Annotated in this window: 20 protein-coding genes and 1 pseudogene; 8 read left to right on the top strand and 13 right to left on the bottom strand. The window is 67.8% G+C overall.

The annotated features are described in order from the left end of the window. Window positions 1-39: 39 nt before the first annotated feature. Window positions 40-993 (top strand): helix-turn-helix transcriptional regulator, encoded by a 954-nt coding sequence (locus GO591_RS04810; protein WP_157155769.1) that lies wholly within the window; start codon window positions 40-42, stop codon window positions 991-993. Between the two features lie 23 nt (window positions 994-1,016). Here GO591_RS04810 and GO591_RS04805 read toward each other — a convergent pair whose 3' ends face one another. Together GO591_RS04805 and GO591_RS04800 are read right to left on the bottom strand one after the other, a co-directional pair. Continuing rightward, window positions 1,017-1,748, bottom strand: coding sequence for an alpha/beta fold hydrolase (locus tag GO591_RS04805; RefSeq protein ID WP_255446932.1), 732 nt, complete (start codon window positions 1,746-1,748; stop codon window positions 1,017-1,019). 52 nt (window positions 1,749-1,800) lie between these two features. Then, on the bottom strand, window positions 1,801-2,694 hold the full coding sequence (locus tag GO591_RS04800) for an AAA family ATPase (protein WP_157155767.1): 894 nt from the start codon (window positions 2,692-2,694) through the stop codon (window positions 1,801-1,803). Window positions 2,695-2,782: 88 nt separating this feature from the next. On the opposite strand from GO591_RS04800, the gene GO591_RS04795 reads away from it, so the two are divergent. Then, window positions 2,783-3,067, top strand: a complete 285-nt coding sequence (locus GO591_RS04795; RefSeq protein WP_157155766.1) for a GNAT family N-acetyltransferase — start codon at window positions 2,783-2,785, stop codon at window positions 3,065-3,067. On the opposite strand, the gene GO591_RS04790 is transcribed toward GO591_RS04795, so the two are convergent. Further along, complete coding sequence (locus tag GO591_RS04790) at window positions 3,057-6,530, bottom strand: TM0106 family RecB-like putative nuclease (protein ID WP_157155765.1); 3,474 nt, start codon at window positions 6,528-6,530, stop codon at window positions 3,057-3,059. The two genes, GO591_RS04795 and GO591_RS04790, sit on opposite strands and share 11 nt — an antisense overlap. 133 nt (window positions 6,531-6,663) lie before the next feature. Here GO591_RS04790 and GO591_RS04785 point away from each other — a divergent pair, with 133 nt between their 5' ends. Together GO591_RS04785 and GO591_RS04780 are read left to right on the top strand one after the other, a co-directional pair. Continuing rightward, window positions 6,664-10,068: a DEAD/DEAH box helicase gene (locus GO591_RS04785; RefSeq protein ID WP_157155764.1), complete on the top strand. Its 3,405-nt coding sequence runs from the start codon at window positions 6,664-6,666 to the stop codon at window positions 10,066-10,068. Between the two features lie 140 nt (window positions 10,069-10,208). Continuing rightward, window positions 10,209-10,547, top strand: a complete 339-nt coding sequence (locus tag GO591_RS04780) for a YciI family protein (RefSeq protein WP_157155763.1) — start codon at window positions 10,209-10,211, stop codon at window positions 10,545-10,547. Between the two features lie 40 nt (window positions 10,548-10,587). Here the strand turns inward: GO591_RS04780 and GO591_RS04775 are convergent, their stop codons facing one another. Beyond that, window positions 10,588-11,400, bottom strand: a complete 813-nt coding sequence (locus GO591_RS04775; protein ID WP_157155762.1) for a DarT ssDNA thymidine ADP-ribosyltransferase family protein — start codon at window positions 11,398-11,400, stop codon at window positions 10,588-10,590. A gap of 148 nt (window positions 11,401-11,548) precedes the next feature. Here GO591_RS04775 and GO591_RS16115 point away from each other — a divergent pair, with 148 nt between their 5' ends. Together GO591_RS16115 and GO591_RS04765 are read left to right on the top strand one after the other, a co-directional pair. After that, window positions 11,549-12,319 carry an RNase H family protein gene (locus GO591_RS16115; RefSeq protein ID WP_157155761.1) on the top strand — a complete coding sequence of 257 codons (771 nt, stop codon included), beginning with the start codon at window positions 11,549-11,551 and terminating at the stop codon, window positions 12,317-12,319. 77 nt (window positions 12,320-12,396) lie between these two features. After that, window positions 12,397-13,236 (top strand): SRPBCC domain-containing protein, encoded by an 840-nt coding sequence (locus GO591_RS04765; protein WP_157155760.1) that lies wholly within the window; start codon window positions 12,397-12,399, stop codon window positions 13,234-13,236. A gap of 135 nt (window positions 13,237-13,371) precedes the next feature. Here the strand turns inward: GO591_RS04765 and GO591_RS04760 are convergent, their stop codons facing one another. Then, on the bottom strand, window positions 13,372-13,974 hold the full coding sequence (locus GO591_RS04760; protein ID WP_157155759.1) for a cob(I)yrinic acid a,c-diamide adenosyltransferase: 603 nt from the start codon (window positions 13,972-13,974) through the stop codon (window positions 13,372-13,374). Between the two features lie 100 nt (window positions 13,975-14,074). Between GO591_RS04760 and GO591_RS04755 the strand changes: the two genes are divergently transcribed. Both GO591_RS04755 and GO591_RS04750 read left to right on the top strand, forming a co-directional pair. Further along, the gene (locus tag GO591_RS04755; RefSeq protein WP_157155758.1) at window positions 14,075-15,718 is read left to right on the top strand and encodes a BCCT family transporter; all 1,644 of its coding nucleotides are present in this window, start codon (window positions 14,075-14,077) and stop codon (window positions 15,716-15,718) included. 68 nt (window positions 15,719-15,786) lie between these two features. Further along, a complete protein-coding gene (locus GO591_RS04750; RefSeq protein WP_157155757.1) occupies window positions 15,787-16,347 on the top strand; it encodes a hypothetical protein in 561 nt (186 codons plus the stop codon). A gap of 178 nt (window positions 16,348-16,525) precedes the next feature. Here GO591_RS04750 and GO591_RS04745 read toward each other — a convergent pair whose 3' ends face one another. From GO591_RS04745 to GO591_RS04715, 8 genes and pseudogenes are all read right to left on the bottom strand, one after another. Further along, the gene (locus GO591_RS04745; RefSeq protein WP_157155756.1) at window positions 16,526-17,545 is read right to left on the bottom strand and encodes an LLM class flavin-dependent oxidoreductase; all 1,020 of its coding nucleotides are present in this window, start codon (window positions 17,543-17,545) and stop codon (window positions 16,526-16,528) included. A 44-nt stretch (window positions 17,546-17,589) separates the two neighbouring features. Next, window positions 17,590-17,883 (bottom strand): hypothetical protein, encoded by a 294-nt coding sequence (locus tag GO591_RS04740; protein WP_157155755.1) that lies wholly within the window; start codon window positions 17,881-17,883, stop codon window positions 17,590-17,592. Between the two features lie 8 nt (window positions 17,884-17,891). Further along, a complete protein-coding gene (locus tag GO591_RS04735) occupies window positions 17,892-18,362 on the bottom strand; it encodes an SRPBCC family protein (protein WP_157155754.1) in 471 nt (156 codons plus the stop codon). Window positions 18,363-18,445: 83 nt separating this feature from the next. Then, window positions 18,446-18,730, bottom strand: a complete 285-nt coding sequence (locus tag GO591_RS16110) for an HNH endonuclease signature motif containing protein (protein ID WP_370455339.1) — start codon at window positions 18,728-18,730, stop codon at window positions 18,446-18,448. Window positions 18,731-18,858: 128 nt separating this feature from the next. After that, window positions 18,859-19,794 (bottom strand): annotated as a pseudogene (locus GO591_RS04730) (DUF222 domain-containing protein); the annotation flags it as partial. Between the two features lie 129 nt (window positions 19,795-19,923). Next, window positions 19,924-20,187: a hypothetical protein gene (locus GO591_RS04725; protein ID WP_198295563.1), complete on the bottom strand. Its 264-nt coding sequence runs from the start codon at window positions 20,185-20,187 to the stop codon at window positions 19,924-19,926. Next, window positions 20,184-20,852, bottom strand: a complete 669-nt coding sequence (locus GO591_RS04720; protein WP_157155753.1) for a DUF2306 domain-containing protein — start codon at window positions 20,850-20,852, stop codon at window positions 20,184-20,186. Before GO591_RS04720 ends, GO591_RS04725 begins: the two co-directional genes overlap by 4 nt. Before the next feature lie 147 nt (window positions 20,853-20,999). Next, complete coding sequence (locus tag GO591_RS04715; protein WP_157155752.1) at window positions 21,000-23,804, bottom strand: winged helix-turn-helix domain-containing protein; 2,805 nt, start codon at window positions 23,802-23,804, stop codon at window positions 21,000-21,002. Between the last annotated feature and the right edge of the window lie 133 nt (window positions 23,805-23,937).

The raw sequence follows: 23,937 nt of genomic DNA, 5'->3' as shown, positions 1-23,937 counted from the left end.
CAGGTCACTTTCGGACCTGTTTGTGAAGAGAATTGGGGCATGGCGGAAACAACCTCGCGAGCGCTCGCGCTGCTCAGCCTGCTGCAGACCCACCGGCAATGGCCGGGCCCGGAACTTGCGGCCCGGCTCGGGGTGACCGAGCGCACGCTGCGCCGCGACGTCGAGCGGCTGCGTGAGCTCGGCTACCAGGTGGACGCGATCCGCGGCGCGGCCGGCGGCTACCGGCTGGAGGCCGGTTCACGGCTGCCGCCGCTGCTGCTCACCGATGAGGAGGCGGTGACCATGGCGATCGGACTGCGGGTCGCCGCCACCCAGGGCCTCGTCGACGGCGAGCAGACCACGATGAGCGCGCTGGCGAAGTTCGAGCAGGTGCTCCCGTCGGCGTTGCGGGAGCGAGTGCACGCCCTGGGCAAGGTGCAGGCGACCACGCCGCGCGGGGCGCCGGTGTCCCAGGACCTGCTCGGCAGGCTCGCGCTGGCCTGCCGCGACCACGAGCGCATCCGGTTCCACTACGTGGCCGCCAGCGGGGACGAATCCGACCGGGTCGTCGAACCGCACACTTTGGTCGCCGCGGAACGCAACTGGTTCCTGGTCTGCTGGGACCTGCAGCGAGCGGACTGGCGCACGTTCCGGGTGGACCGGATGTCGCGGCTGTTCCCGACCCGCGTGCACTTCACCGCGCGCGAACTGCCCGCTGACGATGCGGCCGAGTTCGTGCGGGTGGCCGTGTCATCCGTGCCGCAGCGGTTTGAGGCATCCGTGATCCTCGATCTGCCGCTGAGCCAGATGCAGGCGCACTTCGGGCCGTGGGCGCGCGGCGCCGAGGCGGTGGATGCCACGCACACGCGCTGGCCGATCGGCGGCGAGAGTCTCGAGGCGCTGCTGTCGGCACTGGTCTGGATTCCCGCTGGGGTCGGCTATCGGCTGGACGGTCCAGCCGAGTTCCTGGCCCTGGCGCAGGATGCCGCCGCCCGCCTGGCTGCGGCGACGTGAGTGCGGTGGCGGCCTGAGCAGGGTCAGTAGGCGTCGAGCGCGCGGGCGTCGAGGAGGGCGGCCATCTCGCTGACTGCCGTGGCGATGGTGTCGGTCTCAGCCAGACAGCTGATGTGGTTGCGGCGCGGCAGTATCGTCAGCCGGGCGTCGTAACTGACCTTGACCAGCTTGCGTTCATCGGCCCGGAACAGATCAAATGCGCCGTTGATCAGATGAACCGGGCCGGCGAAACCGCTGAGGGCCTCAATGGGATCGACCTGGCTGACGACATCGATCGCCTCAGGCAGGACCTGCACCGAGAGCCCTCCGGCGAGGGCAGCGTCGGCCACGTCCTTCGGCAGCATCATGCGGAATCCGCGCTCACTCATGCGCTCAGTTCGAGCCGGGTTCTTGACTGCATTCTGAGCGATCCGCCGAAACAGCGCGGCACCGATGCCGCGGGGCCGAGCACTGCAGCCCACCCCCACGAAACCTGCGACCTGTCCCGGATGGCGGTCGAGCGTCGCCATGGCGATGAAGCCGCCGAGGGAATGCCCCACGAGAAGGGCGCGACCACCCACGGTGTCGATGGCGTGCCGGATCGTGGCGACGGCTCCATCCAGGGTGAACGGCTCGTCGTCGGCGCTCCCGTGCCCGGGCAGATCGGGCATGGACACGGTGCGGTCAGCCGACACGATTGTTGCCACCGGGCGCCACATTGATCCGCTGACACGAATGCCATGCACGAAGACAACGGGAACACCCTTCACATTCATGATTCAAACACATGGAAACCTCGCCAATCTGCCGAGACTTCCGGGGGCGCCTTCACAGGTCACGCGGTGGAAAGTGCACGTCTGCGGCAGCATGCCGGGTGAGGTCTTCACCGCCGCGCTCTACGGCGATGATGACCAAACCTGGTGCCCGCGCGAACTGGGTGAGCAACCAGTCGCGGTCAAGGTCGCTGCGGGCGGGCTCGGCGCCGAACAGCGCGTCCGCCTCGTCGAGGAAGATCACGGCACCACGACGGTCGGCCTCCTCGAACAGCCGGGCGAGGTTGCGCTCGGTCTCTTCCAGGTAGTCGCTGATCACGTCGGACAGGCCAACGCTGATCAGGGGCCTGCTCAGCTCGTTCGCGACGGAGGTCACGGCCGCCGCCTTCTCGACCACGTCGGTGCCGCTGAACACGGCAACCGAACCTGGGGTCAGTGAGATCACGTCGTACAGGGTGGTCGCCACCGACAGGCGCTCGGCGGCGTCAAGCGTGAACGAGGCGGTGACCTCGAACGACAGCCGAAGCGGCGCGCCGATCGCGGTCCACAGCGCGATCAGGTCGGCCGGAGACAGCGGCATGGCTCGCAGTTGCACTCGGGCAGTGGATTGCCGCACGGTCACACTCAGCACCGGGTTGCGTTCGATGGCCGCACGCGCGGCGCCGAAGGCCTGGTGGCTCAACGCGTCGGAGTCGGCATCATCGGCCGGGTACGCGCTCACCAAGTAGTGCAACTCGGCGACCAGCCGACTGAGCCCGATCGGCTCCCCGCCCTCCTGGAATCCGGCGAGATCATCCCGGAGAAGGAAGACGTTGACGGATGCGCCGTCCACACCAGCCCGGGAGGCGGAAGGGTGCATTGTGGTGACCAGCAGGCCAGGTGCGATGAGATCGCGCAGGGCCAGGGTGGTGGCTGCGGCGGCTTGCCCGTAATCGGCGAGGGATGGCATGGCGGCTCCTCGGCTGGATGCGGATGACGCTACTCCCCGCCTGACGGAGGGTCGAGTGCTTCCCCGGCGGAATGGTTAGGCTGGGCCGATGGCTCACGACCTCGCGCACGAACCGGACGCTCACCGCTACACGTTGCATATCGATGGGGAACTCGTAGGGGTGCTCGACTACGCGTTGAGTGCGAACTCGATCTCGTTCACCCGGTCGTTCACCGCGCCGGCGCACCGCGGCAAGGGGCACGCGGCGGAACTCGTCGAGTTCGCCGTGAACGATGTCGAGAAGACGTCCACCCGCCGGATTGTGCCGATGTGCTGGTACGCCGGGCAGTGGTTCGACGACCACCCGGAACGCGCGGACCTGCTCAGCCGCTGACCGTCAGCTGCTGCGACTGGGCGGCTGCAGGCTGACCAGCACTGTTCTGGTCAGCACTGTTCTGATCAGCACTGTCCCGGTCAGCACCGACAAGGGTGATGAACCCGCTCAGTGCGGTCAGCCCGTCCACCCGGTGCGGCAGGTACTCGGTGAGCGCCGGCGAGTAGAACAGGAATGCCGCCCACTGGGCGCGGGAAATCGCGACGTTCAGCCGGTTCGGCATGAGCAGGAACTCGAGGCCGCGCGGCACCTCGGCCGCGGACGAGGCTGCCAGCGAGATCAGCGCGACCGGCGCTTCTCGCCCCTGGAACTTGTCGACAGTGCCCACCGGAACCTGCCCGAACCCAGCCTGCCGAAGCTGCTGGCTGAGCCGGGACACCTGCGCGTTGTAAGCGGCGACCACGATCAGGTCGGTCTGCTCGAGCGGGCGCGTGACCCCACCCTCGGACCAGTCCCGGCCGAGCAGTTGGCGCACCTGCTCGACGAGGGCATCCGCCTCCTCGATCGATTCGGTGGCGTTGCCGGTGTGCAGAATCGGAACGGTCTGGAGTCCTGGCAAGACCCCATCCAGGCTTCGATCCGACGAATGGGAATGCAGCTTGCCCTCGTAGGACAGCGCCGACACCGGGGCGCACACGGCCGGATGCATCCGCCAACTGGTGTCAAGGAAGAACCCGAACTCCGGGGGCAGCACGTCGTGGCCGTCGGTCAGCCATCCCAGTGCGGAAACGTCCACAGGTTCCGGGTGAGTGCCCTGACTGACCTGCGGCAACTGTTGCGGGTCGCCGAGCAGCAGCAGTCGGGTTGCGGCCACCGACGCCGCGATGGTCGAGGCCAGCGAGAACTGCCCGGCCTCATCGATGACCAGCAGGTCGAGGTGACGGCGCGGCACCCGTTCGGCATTGCTGAAGTCCCAGGCGGTGCCGCCGAGGACGAAGCCGGTCTGCTCGACGAAGCCGGCAATGGCGCCGTTACGCAGGCTCGTCCACGGCACGGGGGTGGATGCTTCGCTGGCCTTCGGTTTCTTGCCGACCAGGGCCGGGTCGAGACCCGCCTCGACCACGCCGCGCAGCATGTTCTCGACCGCGGCGTGCGACTGGGCGACGACGCCGATCCGCCAGCCGTGGTTCTTCACCAGGTCGGCGATCACGCGCGCCCCGGTGTACGTCTTCCCAGTACCGGGCGGACCCTGCACGGCCAGGTAGGTGGTGCCGGGAGCAAGCAGCGCGTCGCGGATGTGCTCGATGGATGGCGCCTCGGGCTCCGGGGCGTGACCGGGGGCGGCTGCCGGCTGGCGGCCCGGGATGCGCCGGAGGATGTCGAACGCCGGGTCCGCCAGCGGCTCCGGCAGCGCGTTCAGCACCGCGCGGCCCCATTCCGAGATCGCTCCGACCTGGGTGCCGGGCGGCGGTGGAGTGCCCGGGGCGAGCGCCAGCGGCGTCGCGTCGTACGGGGGCGCGTCTGCTTCCAGCCGCTCCTCGAGTCGGATGACCGATTCGTCGATGATCTCGAGCACGGCGGTGCGGCTGTGCGCGGTGCGCGCTCCCGGTTCGCTGGACCGGCGGATCGGCGGGTAGGGCTCGTCGTAGAGCAGGAACGGCTGGTCGCCGACGCCGATCGAGCTGCCCGGCGCCACCTGTCCGGTGATCCGCAGGACGCGGCGCACCGACCGTTGGCCGTCGTCCTGGAACCAGTCCCGCTCGACGGCGACGTCGGTCACGACGACGACGCCGCGGTTGTTCTGCCATTCCCACACCGGGGCGACCAGCCGGCGGAAGTGGTCCCACCAGAAGGTCTTCTGCTCACGTCGGTGGTAGTCGATCGCGGCGGTGGCGAGCGCCAACGCGGTGTCGTCGGCAGTACGGTCCTGCGCCGGGACCAGACGTTCGTGGAGTGCCAGGAACACCGGGTCCGGCTCCCGCAGCGGGGCTTCGAGCGGAAGTTCGACAGGCGTGAACGGCGTCACGTCGTGCTCGCGTGCCCGGGCGAGCAGCCAGTCGCGAAGCGCCAGCGTTGACCGGCAGTCGTACTCGTTGTAGCGGCCGATGTCTGCGAGCACGCTCGCCGCGGCATCCGCCTCACCTCTCGCCAGCAGATCCCGGGAACGCACGTACTCGGTGATCGAGTCCGCGGCGTTGGCGACGCCCTCACGTTCGTCGTCGCCCATGTACAGCGGTTCGAGTTTCTTCAGCGAGTAGCTGTGGCTGCCGACCCGCACGCTGCGCCGGATGATCGGGTACAGATCGACGAGGACGTTGTCGCGGAGCAGGCCGTCGACGGCGTCTTCGCCGACGCCGTGCCGGGCGGCAAGGCTCAGCAGGTGGGTGCGCTCGTAGGCGGCGTAGTGATAGATGTGCATGTCGGGGTGGCGTGCGCGTCGCTCGGCGACCCAGTCGAGGAAGTCGATGAGCGCCTGCTTCTCTTCGACCAGGTCGTGCGCCCAGAACGCGTGGAAAGTCTTGTCGGGTTCGACGAGTCCGAACAGGTAGTCGAGTCCCCACTGGCCGTTCTCGTGGTGCAGTGGGTCTCCCTCGAAGTCGAAGAAGATGTCGCCGGCGTCGGGAGCCGGGATCGCCGACAGGCCGTTCGGGTTGAAGACCTCGTAGGCGAGGTCGGGGTTCACCTGCAGCCGGGCCTGCGCGGTGAGCGCGGCGAGGGTTTCGGGCACAACACCCTCGAGTTCGCCGGTGTGCGCGGCGAGCTCGTCGATCGTGGTGATCCCGGCGGCGAGCAGTCGCGTCCGCTGGGTGAGTCGCATCCCGGCGACCAGCAGCAGGTCGCGATGTGCCTCCACCTGCTCGGCGCAGGTGGCGCACCGGCCGCAGGCGGTGTACCGGGAGTCGCCCCACGCGGCCGGCTCAGCCTCAAGCTGCCGCTCATCGAGCAGGTGCTGCAGTCGGGCACGGCGGGTGCGGTAGACCGGCAGGATGTCGCGCAGCCGGTGTTCGCTCGTGCTGCCGTCACCGAGCAGCAGGTAGACCAGCTCACCGGTCGGGATGTCGAGACGGGACAGCTGATCGCTGTATGCCGCGAGCTGCATGAGCGCGGTGATCTTGGCGCGGCGGGCGAGCTTGGTGTCGTACACCTCGTAGCTACCGTCGTCGGTGCGCAGGATGAAGTCGGCGTAGCCCACGAACCGGCCGTCGAAGAAGGTCGCCTGGAACAGTGCGTCGGCGCCGGCCCGCAGGGCAGCTTCGGTGGCGTCGGCGGCCTCTTGCAGGCCGTCGAGGCCGGGTCGCTCGAACTCGGTGAAGGTGCGGGTGAGCTTGAGCTTCTCGAGGGTCGCGTGCTCGTGCGCATCGCCGAGAACCGCGGCGCGGCGCAGCATCTCGTCCTCATCGTTGGGCGGGGTCGGGATGCGGCCGAGCTTTGCGTCGAGTACGCGCATGAGGCCCCACTCGCAGTTGGACGCTGCGGTGAGGTCGGTCGCGCTGTAGATGACGCGGTTCTCCAGTAGGAACACTCTTTGCCTCCCGGGCTCGGATGCTCCGAGGTTAGCCGGGGCCTCCGACATCCGTCTGAAGCATCGAGTCCCGGTTCCGCCGCACACGAGCACTCGCGCGCGAGGCTGCCTGCGCCGCGTGAGAGCATGGAGCATGGCCGACACCCCTCCCCTGGTGAACGCCATCGACGTCATCCGGCTGGTCGGAAAGAACGCGTTCGACCGCGCCCAGGCCTACGCGCGCCAAGGGGCCGTGGCCGGTCTCGACTGGCAAGCGGATCAGGGTCTGCTGGTCAGTACGGTTCAGGGCAGCGAGCCGCGACCGTACCGCTGCCGCGTGCATCTGGAACGCAGCGGCGACCTGCACCGCCCGGTGCGCGGGTACTGTTCCTGCCCGATGGCGTCGGACTGCAAGCACGTTGCCGCCACCTTGCTGGCCGGCAACCTCGAGCACCTGAAACGGAAGCAGGATGCCGCGCTCCTGGGCCGCGCCGCAGGAAGTGACGGCACCGCTGCCGACGGCTCTGGGTCCGGCGCCGGCTGGAAGGCAGCGCTCGACGCGCTCACCGGCACGCCGGTTTCGGCAGCGCCGGACGGACGGCCCGCCCGTAACCAGCTAACCGGGATCGCCACGCCGGCCACGACCGCGATGGGACTCACCTTCGAACTGCGCGAGCAGACGCCGCGCACCCGGCACCGCTGGCAGGGTCAGTCGGCGAGAACCGCTACCGAAGGCAGCATCGGCCAACTCAGGCTCGGCATCAGGCCGTCGATGCGCAGCGCCGCGGGAAATTGGGTCAAGGGCGACCTGACCTGGACGAGCCTCGGTTACATCGGCAACCGCAGCGCGTTGGACATTCGCCAGCAGCGCTGGTTCTCCGAGCTGTATGCGCTGTACCGGTCGGCGCAGCCGGTGTACGTCGGCGAGGACAGCGACTGGCTCTACCTCGACCAGTTCCACAGCCCGCTGCTGTGGAATCTGCTCGAGCAGGCCGAGACCCTCGGCATTCCGCTGCTGGCCGGCGTCAAGGGCGGCAGCGTCACCCTCGGGCACCAGGCGACCCTGGCGCTCGATGCGACAACCGCGATCTCGGCAGGCTCGACCCGCGCGGGCGGGGTCTCGGCAAGCTCGACCCGCGGGTCGGGCACGACGACCAGCACGGGTTCTGATCTACATCTCTCCGCCCTCCTCACCATCGATGACCGCGCACACTCCGCTGCAACGGCCGGTTCGATTGGCAGCCACGGCGTGTACGCGTTCACGTTCACGCCTGCCGTTGTCATCACGTTGGCACCGACCACCGACACGATCGCTGACGAGCTCCGCCCGCTGCTCGGCCGGGAGACCAAGGTGGTCGTGCCCGCGGGCGATGTGCCCGAGTTCCTTGACCGGTACTACCCGCCACTGCGGCAGCGGATCGCGGTGACCAGCAGCGATGAATCGGTCAGCCTTCCCGCGATCACCCCGCCGACGCTCGTGCTGACGGTCAGCTTCCAGCCGAAGCACACCGTCGAGCTGGCCTGGGATTGGCAGTACCCGCACGGACGAATGCCGCTGCATCCCTCGCCCGGCGAGTCCGGCTACCGCGAACCGGCCGTCGAACGCGACCTGCTCACCGCCGCAGGCAACCCGCAGCCCAGCCAGGTGCTGCACGACATCGACGCCGCCGAATTCGTGCATCGGGAACTCCCCCGGCTGGCCTCCGCCGACGGCATCCGGGTCGACACCGTCGGCGACCGCCCCGACTACCGCGAGCTGACCGAGACGCCCAAGCTCACCGTCTCCACGGTGGAGACCGACCAGCGCGACTGGTTCGACCTCGGCGTGATCGTCACGATCGGCGGCAAGAAGATCCCGTTCAGCAACCTGTTCACCGCGATGGCGAAGGGCAAGAAGAAGCTGCTGCTGATCGACGGCAGCTACTTCTCGCTGCAGCAACCCGAGCTGGAACGCCTGCGTGAACTGATCGCCGAAGCCGAGACGCTCGCCGAGTGGGAGACCGGGCCGCGGATCAGCCGCTACCAGGCAAGCCTCTGGGCCGACTTCGAGGATCTCGCCGACGAGACCGACGAAGCCATCGGCTGGCGGCAGGCGGTCGGCGGCCTGCGCGACATCACGTCAATCGACCCGACCCCGCTGCCGGACGGCATCACCGCCACGCTGCGGCCGTACCAGCTCCACGGTTTCCGCTGGCTCAGCTTCCTCTGGCAGCACGGGCTCGGCGGCATCCTCGCCGACGACATGGGCCTCGGCAAGACCCTGCAGACCATCGCGCTGATCACGCACGCCAGGCAGACCGAGTCCCGACCGTTCCTGGTCGTCGCACCGACCTCGGTAGTGGGCAACTGGGCGCTCGAGATCGAACGGTTCGCGCCGCACCTCAAGGTCGCCACGGTCACCAGCACAAACTCAAAGGGACGGATGCCGCTGGCCGACGCCGCCCGCGGCGCCGACGTCGTCGTCACCTCGTACGCCCTGTTCCGGCTCGACTTCGACCAGTACCAGGGCATTGACTGGGCAGGGCTCATCCTCGACGAGGCCCAGTTCGTGAAGAACCGCGCCGCCCGGGTGCACGTCTGCGCGCGTGAGCTGACCGCGCCGTTCAAACTCGCCATCACCGGCACCCCGATGGAGAACAACCTGCTCGAGCTGCACGCCCTGTTCTCGATCGTCGCGCCCGGGCTGTTCCCGTCGGCGCGGCGATTCAGCGAGGTGTATGCGAAGCCGATCGAAACCTCTGGCAGCGCCGAGCTGCTGGCCAGGTTGCGCCGACGCATCCGTCCGCTGATGATGCGACGCACCAAGGACCTGGTCGCCGCCGACCTGCCCGCCAAGCAGGAGCAGGTGCTGCAGATCGAGCTCGGGCCCAGGCACCGCCGCCTCTACGACACCACGCTGCAACGCGAACGGCAGAAGCTGCTCGGCCTGATCGAGGATCTCGACAAGAACCGCTTCATCGTCTTCCGCTCGCTCACGCTGCTCCGAATGCTCAGCCTCGACGCCTCACTGGTCGACGAGGCCTACTCGAACGTGCCCTCGTCGAAGCTGGACGCGCTCTTCGAACAGCTCGAGGACGTGCTCGCCGAGGGCCACCGGGCGCTGATCTTCAGCCAGTTCACGTCGTTCCTCAAGAAGGCCGCCGCGCGGCTCGACGAGCAGGGCGTCGCCTACAGCTACCTGGACGGTTCGACCACCCGCCGGGCCGAGGTGATCAAGCAGTTCAAGCAGGGCGACAACCCGGTGTTCCTGATCAGCCTCAAGGCGGGCGGCTTCGGGCTCACCCTGACCGAGGCCGACTACGTGTTCCTGCTCGACCCGTGGTGGAACCCGGCCACCGAGGCGCAGGCGATCGATCGCACCCACCGGATCGGGCAAACCCGTCACGTCAACGTCTATCGGATGATCGCCAGCGGCACCATCGAGGAGAAGGTGATGGCGCTCAAGGAACGCAAGGCCCGCCTTTTCGACTCGGTGATGGACGACGACGCGGTATTCAGCTCGGCGCTCACCGCTGACGACATCCGCGAACTGCTTGAGCCGACGGACCCAACCGACTGAGCTCTTCGCACCAGAACCCGATTTGAGGCTGCCGACCCGGCCGGTGCGCCGAGTAGGTTTGTGGCGCGGCGGCATTCACACCCGAGCAAGCCTGCCGGGGCACCAGCGCGCTGAGCAAGCCTGAGCGATCGGAGCGGACGATGAAGTTCATGATCATGGTGTTCGGCGATGAGGCCACCCTGCATATCCGCGCCAAGTCCGACATCGAACGCGAAGCCGCGTTCATGGTGCAGTTCGAGGACGAACTGGCGACCGGCGGTGAGCTCGTCTACTCCGAGGTGCTGGAGTTCGGGGCATCCGGAACCCTGGTCGAGGCATACGGCGGCACCCGCCGCGGCTCGTTCAGCACCCTGCTCCGCTACTGGGTGGTGCGAGTGCCCGCCGAAACTCGCGCCATCGAGCTTGCGGCGCGAGTGGCATCGGTCACGGCATCCACGGTCGAGGTGCGCCAATGCATGGAGCAGTCGACGGTGCCCTGAACGGCAACTGCCCTGAACGGCACGTGCCCTGAACGGCGACTCAGTCGACCGGCAGGAACCACGGCGGGTAGACGGCCACCTTGGTGCGGAATCCGGATGCCGCCAGCTCTCGTTTCACGATGTCACGCACCCTGTCGTTGCCGACGCCGATCAGCGCGACCGACTCGAACGGGAAGGTGTCGGCCACCAGCAGTTCGGCGTCGAGCAGTTCGTCGCTGTCTTCGGACTGCAGCTGGCGCAGACGGCGGTCGGCCACATCCGGGTCGGTGAAGAACCGGGTCAGCGGGTTCACCGCGTCGCGGTCGGCGACGACAGTCTCCCCCGCTGCGCGCACCGCCTGCACCGTGGTGGCCAGCATCACGAAGTCGGATGCCGGAGCGGTGACCGGCTGCAGCCGCGGATCGGGCTCGCCCGCGCGGATCGCCGTCCAGACCCGGGCGTCCGGCGACAGGAAGAACGGCACATAGTCGGCGACGACCGACTCATCGGTGACACTCAGCGAGCGGCGGATGTCACGACTGCCGGCCGAGGAGATGTCCACCGGTGGGCGAGCGTCGGCGCGCAGTTCGCGCACCTTGAGAATCGCGGGCAGGTTGTCGACATGGGTGACGTGGTAGACCCGCAGCGTTTCGACGTTCAGCGGCGGAGGCGTGGTCCGCTGCGCGGAACGCGGCTCAGCAACCGAACGTGCTGTTCCCGATCGCGCACTGCCCGACCCTGCAGGCGTCGAGCGCAGGCTCGTGCGGGCAACCCGCGGCGCTCGCGCGACCGGCGCCGCCTTCTCCGGCTCCGGCTTCGGCGAGCACACTGCGCACGCCTCGATGTCCAGACCGTGGATGCATTCTGCGCTCAAACCAAAACCCTCCGCGCGGGTGGTCGCCCTCAAATCGACGGGCGCGAAACCACCCGTCTACGGTACGCGACTCTGCGGCGCGATTTGCACCAATCCGATGCGTCGGTGCCGGCCGATACGATTGCCAGTAGTCCAGAGAAAGGCCCGCATGACCATCGTTGCTGCCGCTGACGGCTCCGCCCTCGGCAATCCTGGCCCGGCCGGTTGGGCCTGGTACGTCGACGATTCCTGCTGGGGAGCCGGCGGCTGGGCGCACGCCACCAATAATCAGGGCGAGCTGAAGGCCGTGCTCGAACTCTTTCGGGCGACCGCTCACCTCGATGACGACTTGCTGGTGCTGTGCGACAGCCAGTACGTGATCAACGCGGTCACGAAGTGGATGCGCGGCTGGAAGGCCAAAGGCTGGCGCAAGGGTGACGGCAAGCCGGTGCTCAATCTGGAACTGCTCAAGGATCTCGACGAGGCCCTCGCCGGCCGCACCTACCGCTTCGAATGGGTGAAGGGACACGTCGGGCATGTGCTGAATGAGGCTGCGGATGCCCGCGCCCGCGCGGTCGCCGAGGCCTACCAGCGCGGCCTGCCGATTCCGAGCGGCCCGGGCTGGCATGCCTCTGTCGACGCGGGGGTCACCGTGGCGCCCGCGCGCGACACCGCTGCACTCAAAAGCTCCCGCGGCACGGCGGCACTCGACAGCTCCGCGCTTGACAGCACCACCGGGCCTGAAGCCGTCGCCGGCCTCACCAGTGCCGGCGATGAAGCACTCATCGCCGAACCTGCGCTCTTCGATCTGGAGGAATCGGTCGAGGATGAGTGGCACACGATCACCGTGTCGCTGACTGCCGAGGAACACACTCGGCTGCTGCAGCGGGCTCGGCTGGAAGGCACGAGCGTCGAAGAGTTGCTGCGCAGCCTGATCTGATTCCCTCGCGGGCCCCGAGCGGCCCCATTCGGCTAGCTCCCACCCGGTTGCAAGGGTCACGGCGTACCCTCCGTGCTATGGCGTACCTGACCGAGGCGCGGCTGGCTCAGGCCGACGGACGGCAGCGGCTGACCATGGAGCGCAGATTCCCGCATCCGCCCAGCCGGGTATGGCAGCACCTCGTCGATCCGGGACTGCTCAGCCAGTGGCATCCGGCAACCGTCACCTCGTTGCAGCCCAAGGTCGGCGGAACCCTCGAGCTCGACTACGGCGACGGCGCCACCACCACCGCTCGCATCACCGAGTGGGTCCCGGAACAGCGGCTCGGCTACGTCGAGGCCGCGCTCGAGGACATGCCCCGGGAGTCGGACAACAGCTTCGGGATCACGCTCGAGCCTGACGCCGACGGCTGCTGGGTGGTCTTCACCCACGACTTCGATGACCGGGCGGCAGCCGCAAGCTATGCCGCCGGCTGGGATGCCTGCTTCGACCTGCTTGGTGACATGCTCGACGGTCGGGATTCCGACCGGCAGATGCCATCGGTCGAGCACTACGAGGAGTACGTGCGCGAGTTCGGCCTGGACAACCCGGTGATCGGCAACGACCAGTTGCGGATCGAGCGGCAGCTGATGCTGCAACCTCCGGAGAAAGTATGGCGGATGCTCGCGCCGACGACGCTGGAATGGCTGGCACCCGGCAGGCTGGGCCCCGGCATGATCGTGTCGCGTGTCGACGGCGAGTCAGTGGATGTCGAGCTGGCCTCCGGTGAACGGTTGCGCTGGGAAGTCGGATCCGGCCCCGGTGGCGCCCGCATCACACTGATCCACTCCCCCGTCGCGGGCAACGCCGACGACTTACGGCTGCGCTGGCGCGATCATGTGGAGCGCCTGGTCGAGCGGGTGAACGCGGCCAGCTGATTTCGATACGCGTCACTCGCTCCGCTCGCGGCGCTCCTCTATCCAAGGATTTCGCGACGCGTCACTCGCTTCGCTCGCGGCGCTCCTCTATCCAAGGATTTCGCGACGCGTCACTCGCTTCGCTCGCGGCGCTCCTCAATCACCGGAAGTTACGTCCCCGTCTTCCATCGCCCTGGAGGATGCCTCAGGCCGCCAGTTGATGTCGCCGTGCTCGACGTTGGCGCCCCGGGCGAGCACGAACAGCAGGGTCGACAGCCGGTTGAGGTACTGCGCGGTAAGCACGTTGACGCCCTCGGGGTAAGTCTCGAAGGCGACCCAGACCATCCGCTCCGCGCGACGCACGACGGCGCGGGCGTGGTACAGGGTGGCCGCGGCCACTGTTCCGCCGGGGAGGACAACGCCTTCAAGGTCGGCGGGCTCCTGTTCGAAATGCAGGATCGCCCGTTCCAAACGCACGAGGTGCGCCTCGTGGATTCGCGCGGTCGCCTCCTCGCCGCCGTTCAGCGGCACAGCCAGATCGGCGAGGACATCCCACAGGTCGTTCTGAACACTGGCGAGCGTCGAGGTCACTTCGACGGTGAACCCGGTGACCGAAAGCGCGACACCGATGACCGCATTTGCCTCATCGCAGTCCGCGTAGGCGGCAACCCGAGCATCCCACTTCGGCATCTGGCCGTAGCGCCCGAATTCGGTGCGTCCGTTGTCGCCGTCGCGCTGCAGAATCTCCGGATCAGCCATAGCCGTCACTATAGTTATCGGCTCTGTGTGCGGGGTAGCGTGGCCCAGACCGGGGCGTCCCGCACGCGCTCCGCGAGTTCGTTTCACGGGAGAACCACCGATGTCCAATGACCCCACCGAAGCCCTGCCGGAACCGTCATCACATGGGTGGAGCAGCGTCGACAAGGTCGTAGTCGGAGTCGCCGGCGGCATCATCGTGGTGGTCTGTCTGCTCGGGGTGATCTTCACTCAGCAGGTAGGGGATGTCACGGCAGCCGCACTGTCCTGGGTGACGACCAACCTCGGTTGGCTGTTCGTACTCAGCGCGACCGGCTTCGTGGTCTTCGCACTGGTCCTGGCGTTCGGCCGATACGGCGGAATCCCGCTGTCCCGCGAGGGTGAAGAGGCCGAGTTCTCGACCTGGTCGTGGGTGGCGATGATGTTCAGCGCCGGCATGGGCATCGGACTGATGTTCTTCGGCGTGTACGAACCGGTGACGCATCTGGTCGACCCGCCGCCGTTCACCGGCGCCGAGCCGGAGAGTCCGCAGGCAGCGAGCCAGGCGATGGCGTTCACGTTCTTCCACTGGGGTTTGCACCCGTGGGCCATCTACTCCGTGGTGGGGCTGGCGCTCGCCTACTCCACCTTCCGGATGGGTCGGGGCAACCTGATGAGCGCACCGTTCGAGGCCCTCTTCGGCGAGGACCGGATCAAGCGGCGCGGCTGGGGCAAGCCGATCGACATCCTCGCGATCATCTGCACCAAGTTCGGTTCGGCGACATCCCTCGGCCTCGGTGCCTTGCAGATCGCGGCCGGCCTCTCCCTACTCGCCACAGGCGAATTCGTGGATGACCCGGGCGTGACGCTGCCGATCATCGTCATCCTCGTGCTCACTGTCGGCGTCGTGTTCTCCGCAGCGAGCGGTATCAGCAAGGGCATCAAGTGGCTGAGCAACACCAACATGGTGCTGTCGGCGGCGCTGTTGACCTTCGTGTTCGTCGCCGGTCCGGCGCTGTTCATCCTGGACCTGCTGCCGCAGGGCATCGGCGCCTACTTTACGAACCTGATCCCGATGAGCTTCCAGTCCGCCGTCTTCGGTGGCGGCGACTGGCTGGCCAGCTGGACGATCTTCTACTGGGCGTGGTGGATCTCATGGACCCCGTTCGTCGGCAACTTCATCGCCCGGATCTCGCGCGGCCGCACCATCCGCGAGTTCGTGCTCGGCGTGCTGCTCGTGCCCACCGCGGTGAGCATGATCTGGTTCACCGTGTTCGGCGGGGCAGGCATCCACCTGCAAGTGAACGGAGTGGACATCGCCGGCGAAGGCAACGAGGCCGCTGCATTCTTCGCGATGCTGCAGCAGTACCCGTTCTTCATCGGCACCTCGATTGTCGTGATGGTGCTCACTGCGGTTTTCTTCGTCAGTGGCGCGGATGCCGGTTCCCTGGTGCTGGGGACGCTGTCGACCCGCGGCAGCGAACGGCCGTGGAAACCGCTGGTGATCGTCTGGGCGGTACTCACCGGGGCGGTCGCGGCGGTGCTGCTCTTCGTCGGCGGGTTGGCGGCGCTGCAGACGTTCACGATCCTTGCCGCGACGCCATTCGTGCTGATCATGATCGGGTTGTGTGTATCGCTCTATGCCGACCTGCGCCGAGATCCGATGCGCAGGCGGCGGCTTGGGCCGGTCCGGGGTTCGGCCGAGGTGACCGGCACGGTGCCGTTCACGCAACCGGTGGTTGACGACGAATCTTCTGAGAGACCCTAGTCAGCCCCCGCACTCGGATTCATGGTGGATTGATTGCCCGACAACTCGATCGACAATTTGGAGTTCTCATGTCTGAACGCAACACCGTGATTCGCAGCATGCACGACCTGGGTCTGGCCGCCTGGTTCGGCGGTTCGCTGATGGGCGCCGTCGGCGTCAACGGCGCAGCCGCTGAGGCGAAAGATCCACGAGAGCGGCTGCGCTTGTCTTCGGCCGGCTGGGCGAAATGGTCGCCGGTTCAGATCGCCGCCCTGGCTGTGCATGCGGTCGGTGGGCTGGGCCTGATCGCCGCGAACAAGGAACGACTGGCGACGCAGCCCGAGAGTCGCACCAACACGATCATCAAGGCCGGGCTGACCTTGGGTGCGGCCGGCGCCAGCCTGTACTCCGGGATTCTCGGCATGCGAGTTGCCAAGCGTCAGGATGAGGACACCGTGGGTGTGACGGAGCCGTCCCCCGTGGCATCCTCGGAGCTCGAATCCGCGCAAAACCAGCTCCGGGTGCTGCAGTGGATCCCGCCAGTGTTGACCGCCGTCGTGATCGTGCTCGCGGCCCAGCAGGGTGAGCAGCAACGACCGGTCGCGGGACTGGCGCAGTCACCGCTGGCGCGGCTGCTTCACCGCCGCTGAGCTTTCGCTGATCCGCGTCCACCCGCTGGTCGAGCCCGCCGGCCGTGCGTTCGGAAGGACTTCCGGGCCACAGCCGGTGTGTCGTGCCAGGTTGCCGCGGCGTGTCGCAGAATCTCCTCTTCTACGCCGCAGCGGCCGCGGCCGCGGTCCGGGTCGTACCCGCGTCGGAGCTCGGCGCCTACCGCCAGCCGAGCCCCGGCGCGACGTACTTCACGACGCTCTCGAGCAGCTGCGCGTTGTAGTCGACGCCGAGCTGGTTGGGCACGGTGATCAGCACCGTGTCAGCGGCTTCGACCGCGGCATCCTGAGCCAATTGCTCAATCAGGGCGTCCGGTTCGCCGATGTAGCTCTTGCCGAACCGGGCCAGGGTGCCCTCGAGCTGGCCGACCTGGTCCTTGCCCTCGACCTGGGCGCGCAAGCCGAAGAAGTGCCGGTCGGCGTCGCTGACCAGCGGGATGATGCTGCGGCTGACCGAGACGCGGGGTGCCCAGGCGTGGCCGGCGTCCTTCCAGGTGTCGCGGAAGACCTGGATCTGCTCGGCCTGTAAGTCGCCGAAGTCGACCCCGGTGTCCTCGGTGAGCAGGGTCGAGCTCATCAGGTTCATGCCCTGCTCGGCGGTCCACTTGGCGGTGGCCCGGGTGCCGGACCCCCACCAGATCCGGTCGCGCAGCCCCGGCGATTGCGGCTCAATGGCGAGCGCGCCGGTGTGCCCGGTCATCTGCGGGTTGGCGCGGACGACGCCCGCACCCTCGATCGCCTGCAGGAAGATCTCGGTCTTGGTGCGGGCATCATCAGCGTCACTGCGGCCCTCGCCCGGCACATAACCGAACGCCTCAAAGCCGTTCATGGCGTGCTCGGGTGAACCGCGGCTGACGCCGAGCTGCAGTCTTCCGCCGCTGATCAGGTCGGTGGCGGCAGCTTCCTCGGCCATGTAGAGCGGGTTTTCGTAACGCATGTCGATCACGCCGGTGCCGATCTCGATGCGGCTGGTGCGAGCCCCCATCGCGGCCAGCAGCGGGAACGGTGACGCCAGCTGCGGGGCGAAGTGGTGCACCCGAACGAACGCGCCGTCGACTCCGACCTCCTCAGCGGCCACCGCAAGCTCGATGGACTGCAGCAGCGCGTCCTGGGCGGTGTGCACGAGAGACCCCGGGACATCCTGGTAGTGGCCGAAACTGAGGAACCCGATGCGTTTCATGCTGGGTTCAGCGTCCGCGGGCGGCGGGTTATTCCAGAACGTGTTCACTTCCCAACCGGATGCCACCGCCCGCCGACCCGCTGGGTCACCGTCCAGGAGACCACAGGCACCACCGAGTCGACGACGGATGCCGCGTGCTCGCCGATCTGCAGGGCGATGTCCGGGGCATCCTCGGTGAATCGCACCGTGATGCGGGGCTCGCCGCTGACGACTCCGACCTCGGATGCCTCAACGGTGGCGAGCTCCTCCACGGCTGCAGCAGCGGCAGGCAGGACACGGTCGGGAGTCACCCCCGGACGCAATTCGCCGACGCGCATGGTGACGCGGAACGATGGCACGGTCGGCGCTAGTCGCGGGCGAGCAACTCGGCGAGCTTGTCCATGAACGAGTTGTACCCCACCACGAGATCGTCGGCCATGCCGTGCTCCATCAGACCGGTCTGGCTGAGCAGCACTTCGGTGCGGTCCTCCCCGATCGGCGTGAAGGTGACGGTGAGCACGTTCACGTCGACATTGCCTGCGCCGATGCGCTCGGGGTCGTCGAAGGTCATCACCAGCCGCTCGTTCTCGACCAACTCGAGATATTCGCCACCGAAGGGAAGTTCCCCACCCTCATGCAGCATGGTCGCCCTCCACTGTCCGCCGGGTCGTACGTCCATCTCCAGGTAGGACTGCGGAACCTCGAGTTCCGCTCCGAACCAGTGGGCGAACTGCTCGGGGTCGATCCATGCCCGGTAGACGCGGTCAACGGGAGCATCGAAGGTGCGGGTGATCCGGGCCTCGTCGGGAACTCGCTGGTCTGGCTGGTTGTCGCTCATCCAGCGAGTAAAGCAGTTCCACCGCGCCGGGCAACAGTCCCCGCGCTGATGGGCTTCAGGCTCGACCAGCTCGACCAGCTCGATCAGCCAGAACCGTCGATCTCATCGGCCAACCTGGTGCGTGACTTCGTCGCCGGGCGCCAGTCAGCATTCGGGTCTATCCAGGGAGGCGCCTTGATCTGCGGCGAACCTCGAACCATGCGTATCTGCCACCCGGAACTATCAATCGTCCGATGGTGGAACCAACACAGCAGCACTCCGTTGTCGGTATGCGTTTTTCCGCCGTTCGCCCACTCCAGGACATGGTGAATCTCGGACCACGCCGCCGGTATCGGACAGTCCGGGATGAGACATCCGCCGTCCCGCACACCGATCGCCCGCCTCTGCTGGGAGTTGAACACCCGCTGCGGAACGCCCAACTGCACCCCCGACCGGTCGGATCGATCACCACCCGCTGGCTGCCGCCCGCGCAGATCTTCTGCCCGACCGCTCGGATACTCACCGGCGCCTCCACGCCGTCGATGTACCCGGCGCCGCCGCCCCGATCGAGGTCGTCGGCTCGCACGCTCACGAGCACCGTCGGCGCTGCGCCACCGATCGACGGGGCATCCGCCGCCCGCGCCGCGGAGTCGACGATGCCCATGAACACGTCGTGCCGCTGTTGGTCGGGTGTGCGCGGGTCGCGCTCGAGGGATTGCGCATCGCGTTCCTCAGCCGAGAGGAACGCCGGCGCCGTCCGCGGCGTCAAGTGGGCATCGAACAGCCGTGACAGCGCACCGGCAGCTTCGGGCATGAGACCGCCGCTGATCGGAATCAGCCCGTCCCTGGCACGGCCGAGGCGGATCCCGCGGCGTGCCATCGCCCGCTCCTCGGACGGTTCAACGCCGTCCGGATCGATCGCGGCCTGCCATACCGCTGCTTGCACCCGGATCGAGTCAGCCGTGCTCTCGCCGGCCGCGGTCACCAGTGCCTGCTCGGCGGCGGCAAAGTCCTCAGGGTGCGCTCGCCCAATCGTCGGCGCGAGCGCGGTGACGATTGCGGTGGCCACGTCCACACCGATGCGCCCCTCGGTGACCGCGACGGTCACGGCCGGGAAGTCAGCAGGACCTTCGATCCCGATCAGCGTCGGCCGGCCGCGCAATTGCGCGCCCAACCGCATCCAACTCTCCACGGTTCGCCCCGCGGCACCGGTCACTCGCTGCAGCAGTTCAGAGGCGTTGCGGCATCCCTTCTGCGCCGACAACGCAGCGCCCTCGAGTTCCCGCCGGGACCGGTGTGCCACCTCGGCAGCGGCGACCACACGCAGCGCGTCCACCCGCCGGCCGTACGCCTCGATTTCTGCTGTGTGGGCGAGCAGTTCGTCATCGCTCGCGCATCGCAGCAGGTCGATCGCATCCTCGGCGAGAGGGTCGAAGGTCTGGGTGATTGCCACGATCTAAGAGTGACAGTGACCACCGACATTCGAATTACCAAAAGTGCAGGTCAGGACCGGGTTTTGTGGATAAGTCGCGGAAAAGTTTCTTGTGTAGGAGAGGACGCGCAAATAGCGCGCGGCGCCCCGTCACTCCCCCGAGTTGACCGATATCAGCGTCATCCCGAGGTCACGCACTCGGCCGAGGATTCCATGCAAAGCCGACTGGTCGGCAACAATGCCCCGGAGCACCGTCGTGCCATCCGCCTCAGTGCTCAAACTCATGCCTTCGAACCAGTCAGCCCAGCGTTCGTCCAGACGTCCCTGCAGCCGGATCTCATACGCGGATGGCGCGTCTCCACGCGTCCGTGCGGCCGGCACGTCCCGACTCATCCGCCCCACGTCCCCACTCATCCGCGCGGCCTCCGCCGGATCGCCCACTCCGCCACCGCGAGGTTGATCACCCAACTGGCGGCGTGACAGAGCGCGGTGCTCGTCTCAGTCGGAGGGATGACCAGCGGCACCACGGTCAAGACAACCGCCTGCGTGCCGGCTCCGATACCGATGGCGAAGGCGCGCGTCATCCAGGCCCGGTGCGCGGTGATGTTGCGACGACGGATGGCGACGACGCCGAGCACGATGAACACCGCCATCGCCGAGCCGAACGCCAGCCGGAAAGCCACCAGTAATTCGTCGGTGCCCTCCGGGTGCGCGTAGAACACTGACATCCAGATCGCGGACAGCGCGGCGACCAGTCCGAGCGGCGCCAGGACGCGTCCGGCCCGACGATGCCACGGACGCCGACGAAGTCCCGGCACGAACTGGAAGGCGCCGAACACCGTGAAGATGAGCGCGCTGGCGATGTGCGCCGCGATCGGCAGCGGGGACGCGTCCGCTCGCGGGTTGTCTGGCATGATTTCCGGCCCGCCGCCGAGTTCGACGAGCCGCAGCGACCCGGTGACCACCGGAACCAGGGCGAGCAGGATCAGTCCAATCGGAACCAGCCAGTTGGTCCGCCGGCTAGTGCCAGGTGGGACACGCGGGACTGGTGCGCCGACACGCTCTGCGGTCTTCGTCATATGAGTCTCCTGGAGCTTCAAGCATCGGCCGGATTGCCCGACCCTGTTCCCGACGCTACGAAGCGATGTGGTGAGCGCACATCACCACACATGGTGAATTCCGCCAGCTGCCGTGAATGCCGTCCGGGCGACGAATCCGGTTGCGCTTCAGACGAGGCCGAGCTCCTCGCCGCGACGGACGGCCGCCCGCCGGTTCGTCACGTCGAGCTTGCGGAAGATGTTCTTCGTATGCGTGCGCACCGTGTTCAGCGACACCACCAGCTCGCGGGCAATCTCCGGCCCGGTCAGCTCGGTACGCAACAGCCGCAGCACATGCAGCTCGCGTTCGCTGAGCGGCTCAGCCAGCGATTGGACGGCTGCTGGTTGACCGAATGATTGGACGCCGGATGCCGCGGCCTGCCCCGCTCCGCCAACAGTCGTCCCCTGCCCCGCGCCGGAACTCTCCTCACTCACGGCAGCGAGCAGTCGAGAGACGTAATCGGACGCGATCGAATGACGCGCGGCATCCTGCAGCAGCTCCGCCATCGGCAAGCCCTCATCGGCGAACAGCCGCAGGTACCCCTCGGGCTCGGCCAGCGTCAGGGCTCGTTCGAGAGGCACGAGAGCTTCAGACATCCGTCCCTCCGCCTGATGCGCGAGCGCCTGCAGCATCAGGATCTCGATCGTGCTGCCGGTGCGTCCGGATGCCTCGGCCGCGGTCAGCAGCCGGTCGAGCAGCCCGTGGGTGTCGGCGAGACCGCGAGCCGTGCTAGACACGCGCTGCTCAGCCGCACGATGCTCGGCGATCAGCAGACGGACCAGGGTGAGATGCTCGCACTCGCGCAGGAAGCTGGGCTCGCCCGCCACGGTGACACCGCTGTGCCGGGCCCAGTCCGCGGCGTCGGCCAGCCGCCCCTGGGCGACCCAGACCCGCGCGGCCAAGGCAGGAATCGGATGCACCTCGGGGAAATAGCCGCGCACGTAGAGCGGCTCGGCCTGCCGAAGCAGCTCGGCGGCGGCATCCAGATCACCCTCCGCCTGTTTCAACCGAGCGAGGGCAACGAATCGGCGGTACCGGTTCTCGGGCAGCGCCGCCCGCTCCCCCAGCGCCGCACTGGCCTCGAGGTGTCTTACAGCAGCAGCGACATCGTTGCGTTCCAGATCGAGCTCCGCGAGGCCAACGTGCAGGTCGCCAGCCGGGTTCGGCAGCACGTCGCCCCGCTCAGCCCGCTGGAGGGCTCGCTCGTACCGGCGACGCGCTTCGTGAAGGCGGCCGCAGGCGAGCAGCATGTCAGCGAGCAGGATGGTGCCGCTCAGTTCATCAGCGAGGTATCCCGCCGAGCGCAGATGGGCACTGGCGTCGGCGAAGGACCGCACGGAGGCTACCGCGTCACCCGCCGCCCAGGCGGCCAGGGCGAGCAGTCCGCCGGCAGCGCCGCGTCCGAGGTGGTCATCCGGGCTCGCCAGTCGCAACGAACGGTCGGCATGGCGGACGGTCCCGGCGATGTCGCCATGCGCCTGGGCGAGCGCCGCCCGGTACATCTCAATGGTTTGCGGCAGCAGGAGCAACTCTTCGCTGGGTTCGTCCGCTGAAACGGGCGCACTCAGCATGAGCTCGGCATGCCGCAGCCACGGCTCGACAGCGTCCAGGTCGCCCGAGTACAGCCGCATCCAGGCGATGTAGGTGCTCAGCACTGGGTTGCCCCGACAAACGTCTTCGGGCAGCGCCGTCAGCCAGCCGCGCAAGGTCGTCTCCTGGCGGGTGCGGCGGATGTCGGGGACAGCGAGCTCGACCAGTCGGGCCGCCCGCTCGAAGTCGTGCGCGGCGAGCGCGTGCCTCACGGCGTCGTCGACGAGATCGTGCACTTCGCACCACTCGCTCGCGCGCACGTGCAGCGTCGAGATCAGCTCAGGCTGTTCACTCTGCAGGCGAGCCCGGAGCACATCAGCGAACAGGTGGTGGTAGCGATACCACTGCCGCTGGTCATCGAGCGGGATCAGGAAGAGATTGTCGCGTTCCAGCCCGTCAAGCGTGCCGCCGGCATCCGCCTGACCAGTCACGGCAACGCACAGCGGACCGCTGAGCCGATCGAGAATCGCGGTGCGCAGCAGGAAGTCGCGCACGCGCTCGGGCTGGCGCTGCAGCACCTCCTCCACGAGGTAGTCGATGATGAACCGATTGCTGCCGGTGAACGCCTCGATGAATCCGCGGATGTCGCTGCCTCCACGCATCGACAACGCGGCCAGCTGCAGGCCGGCGATCCAGCCCTCGGTGCGGATGTCGAGGGCGGTGATCTCATCGGCCGAGAGCCTGAGGCCCATGGCCTCGTTGAGGAAGTCGGCGGCCTCGTCTGGAGTGAAACGCAGGTCAGCTGCCCGAAGCTCGGTCAGTTCGCCGCGGGCGCGCATCCGGGCCAGCGGCAGCGTCGGATCGGCGCGGCTCGCGATCGCCAGGTGCATCCGGGCCGGGAGGTGCTCGATCAGGAACTCGACGGCCTCGCGCACGAGCTGCGCGTCAATCAGGTGGAAGTCGTCGAGCACGAGCACGAACTCGTGGGCGGACTGGGCGACGTCGTTGATCAGGGCGGTCAACGTAACCTCGGCAGGCAGCGGTTTCGAGGCATCCAGCAGCCCGAGCGCCGCCGTGCCGACCCGGGAGTCAGCGCCGACTTCGGAATCAGCGCCGCTTCCGGCATCAGCGCCGCCCAGCGCAGTGACCAGATAAGTAAGGAACCGAAGCAGGTCGTTGTCGCCGGCATCGAGTGAGAGCCATGCGACTCGAACGTCGGTGCCTTGCAGCTCGGCGGCCCACGCGCTCAGCGCGCTGCTCTTGCCGAAACCGGCCGGCGCCGAGACCAGGACGAGCTTGTGGTCCAGGCCTTCGTTCATCCGCTGGATCAGCCGGGGACGCGGCACCGTCTGGGGTCGCGGCGATGGCACGAACAGCTTCGTCGCCAGCAGGGGCATCGCCATACCGCAATCATACGGAGGCGAGGATCCCTCGTTCGGTTGGCCGCTGCGGGGCGCGGCACGCGGGCGTAGCCTCGGTTTCAGATGAGGGCGGACGCCATCGAAGGGGATGATCGAGATGTGTCGCTGGTTGGCG

The sequence above is a fragment of the Diaminobutyricimonas sp. LJ205 genome (assembly GCF_009755725.1).
Lineage (GTDB): Bacteria > Actinomycetota > Actinomycetes > Actinomycetales > Microbacteriaceae > Ruicaihuangia.
The sequence above is the reverse complement of the archived record's forward strand: the minus strand, read 5'-3'. Positions and strand labels throughout refer to the sequence as shown.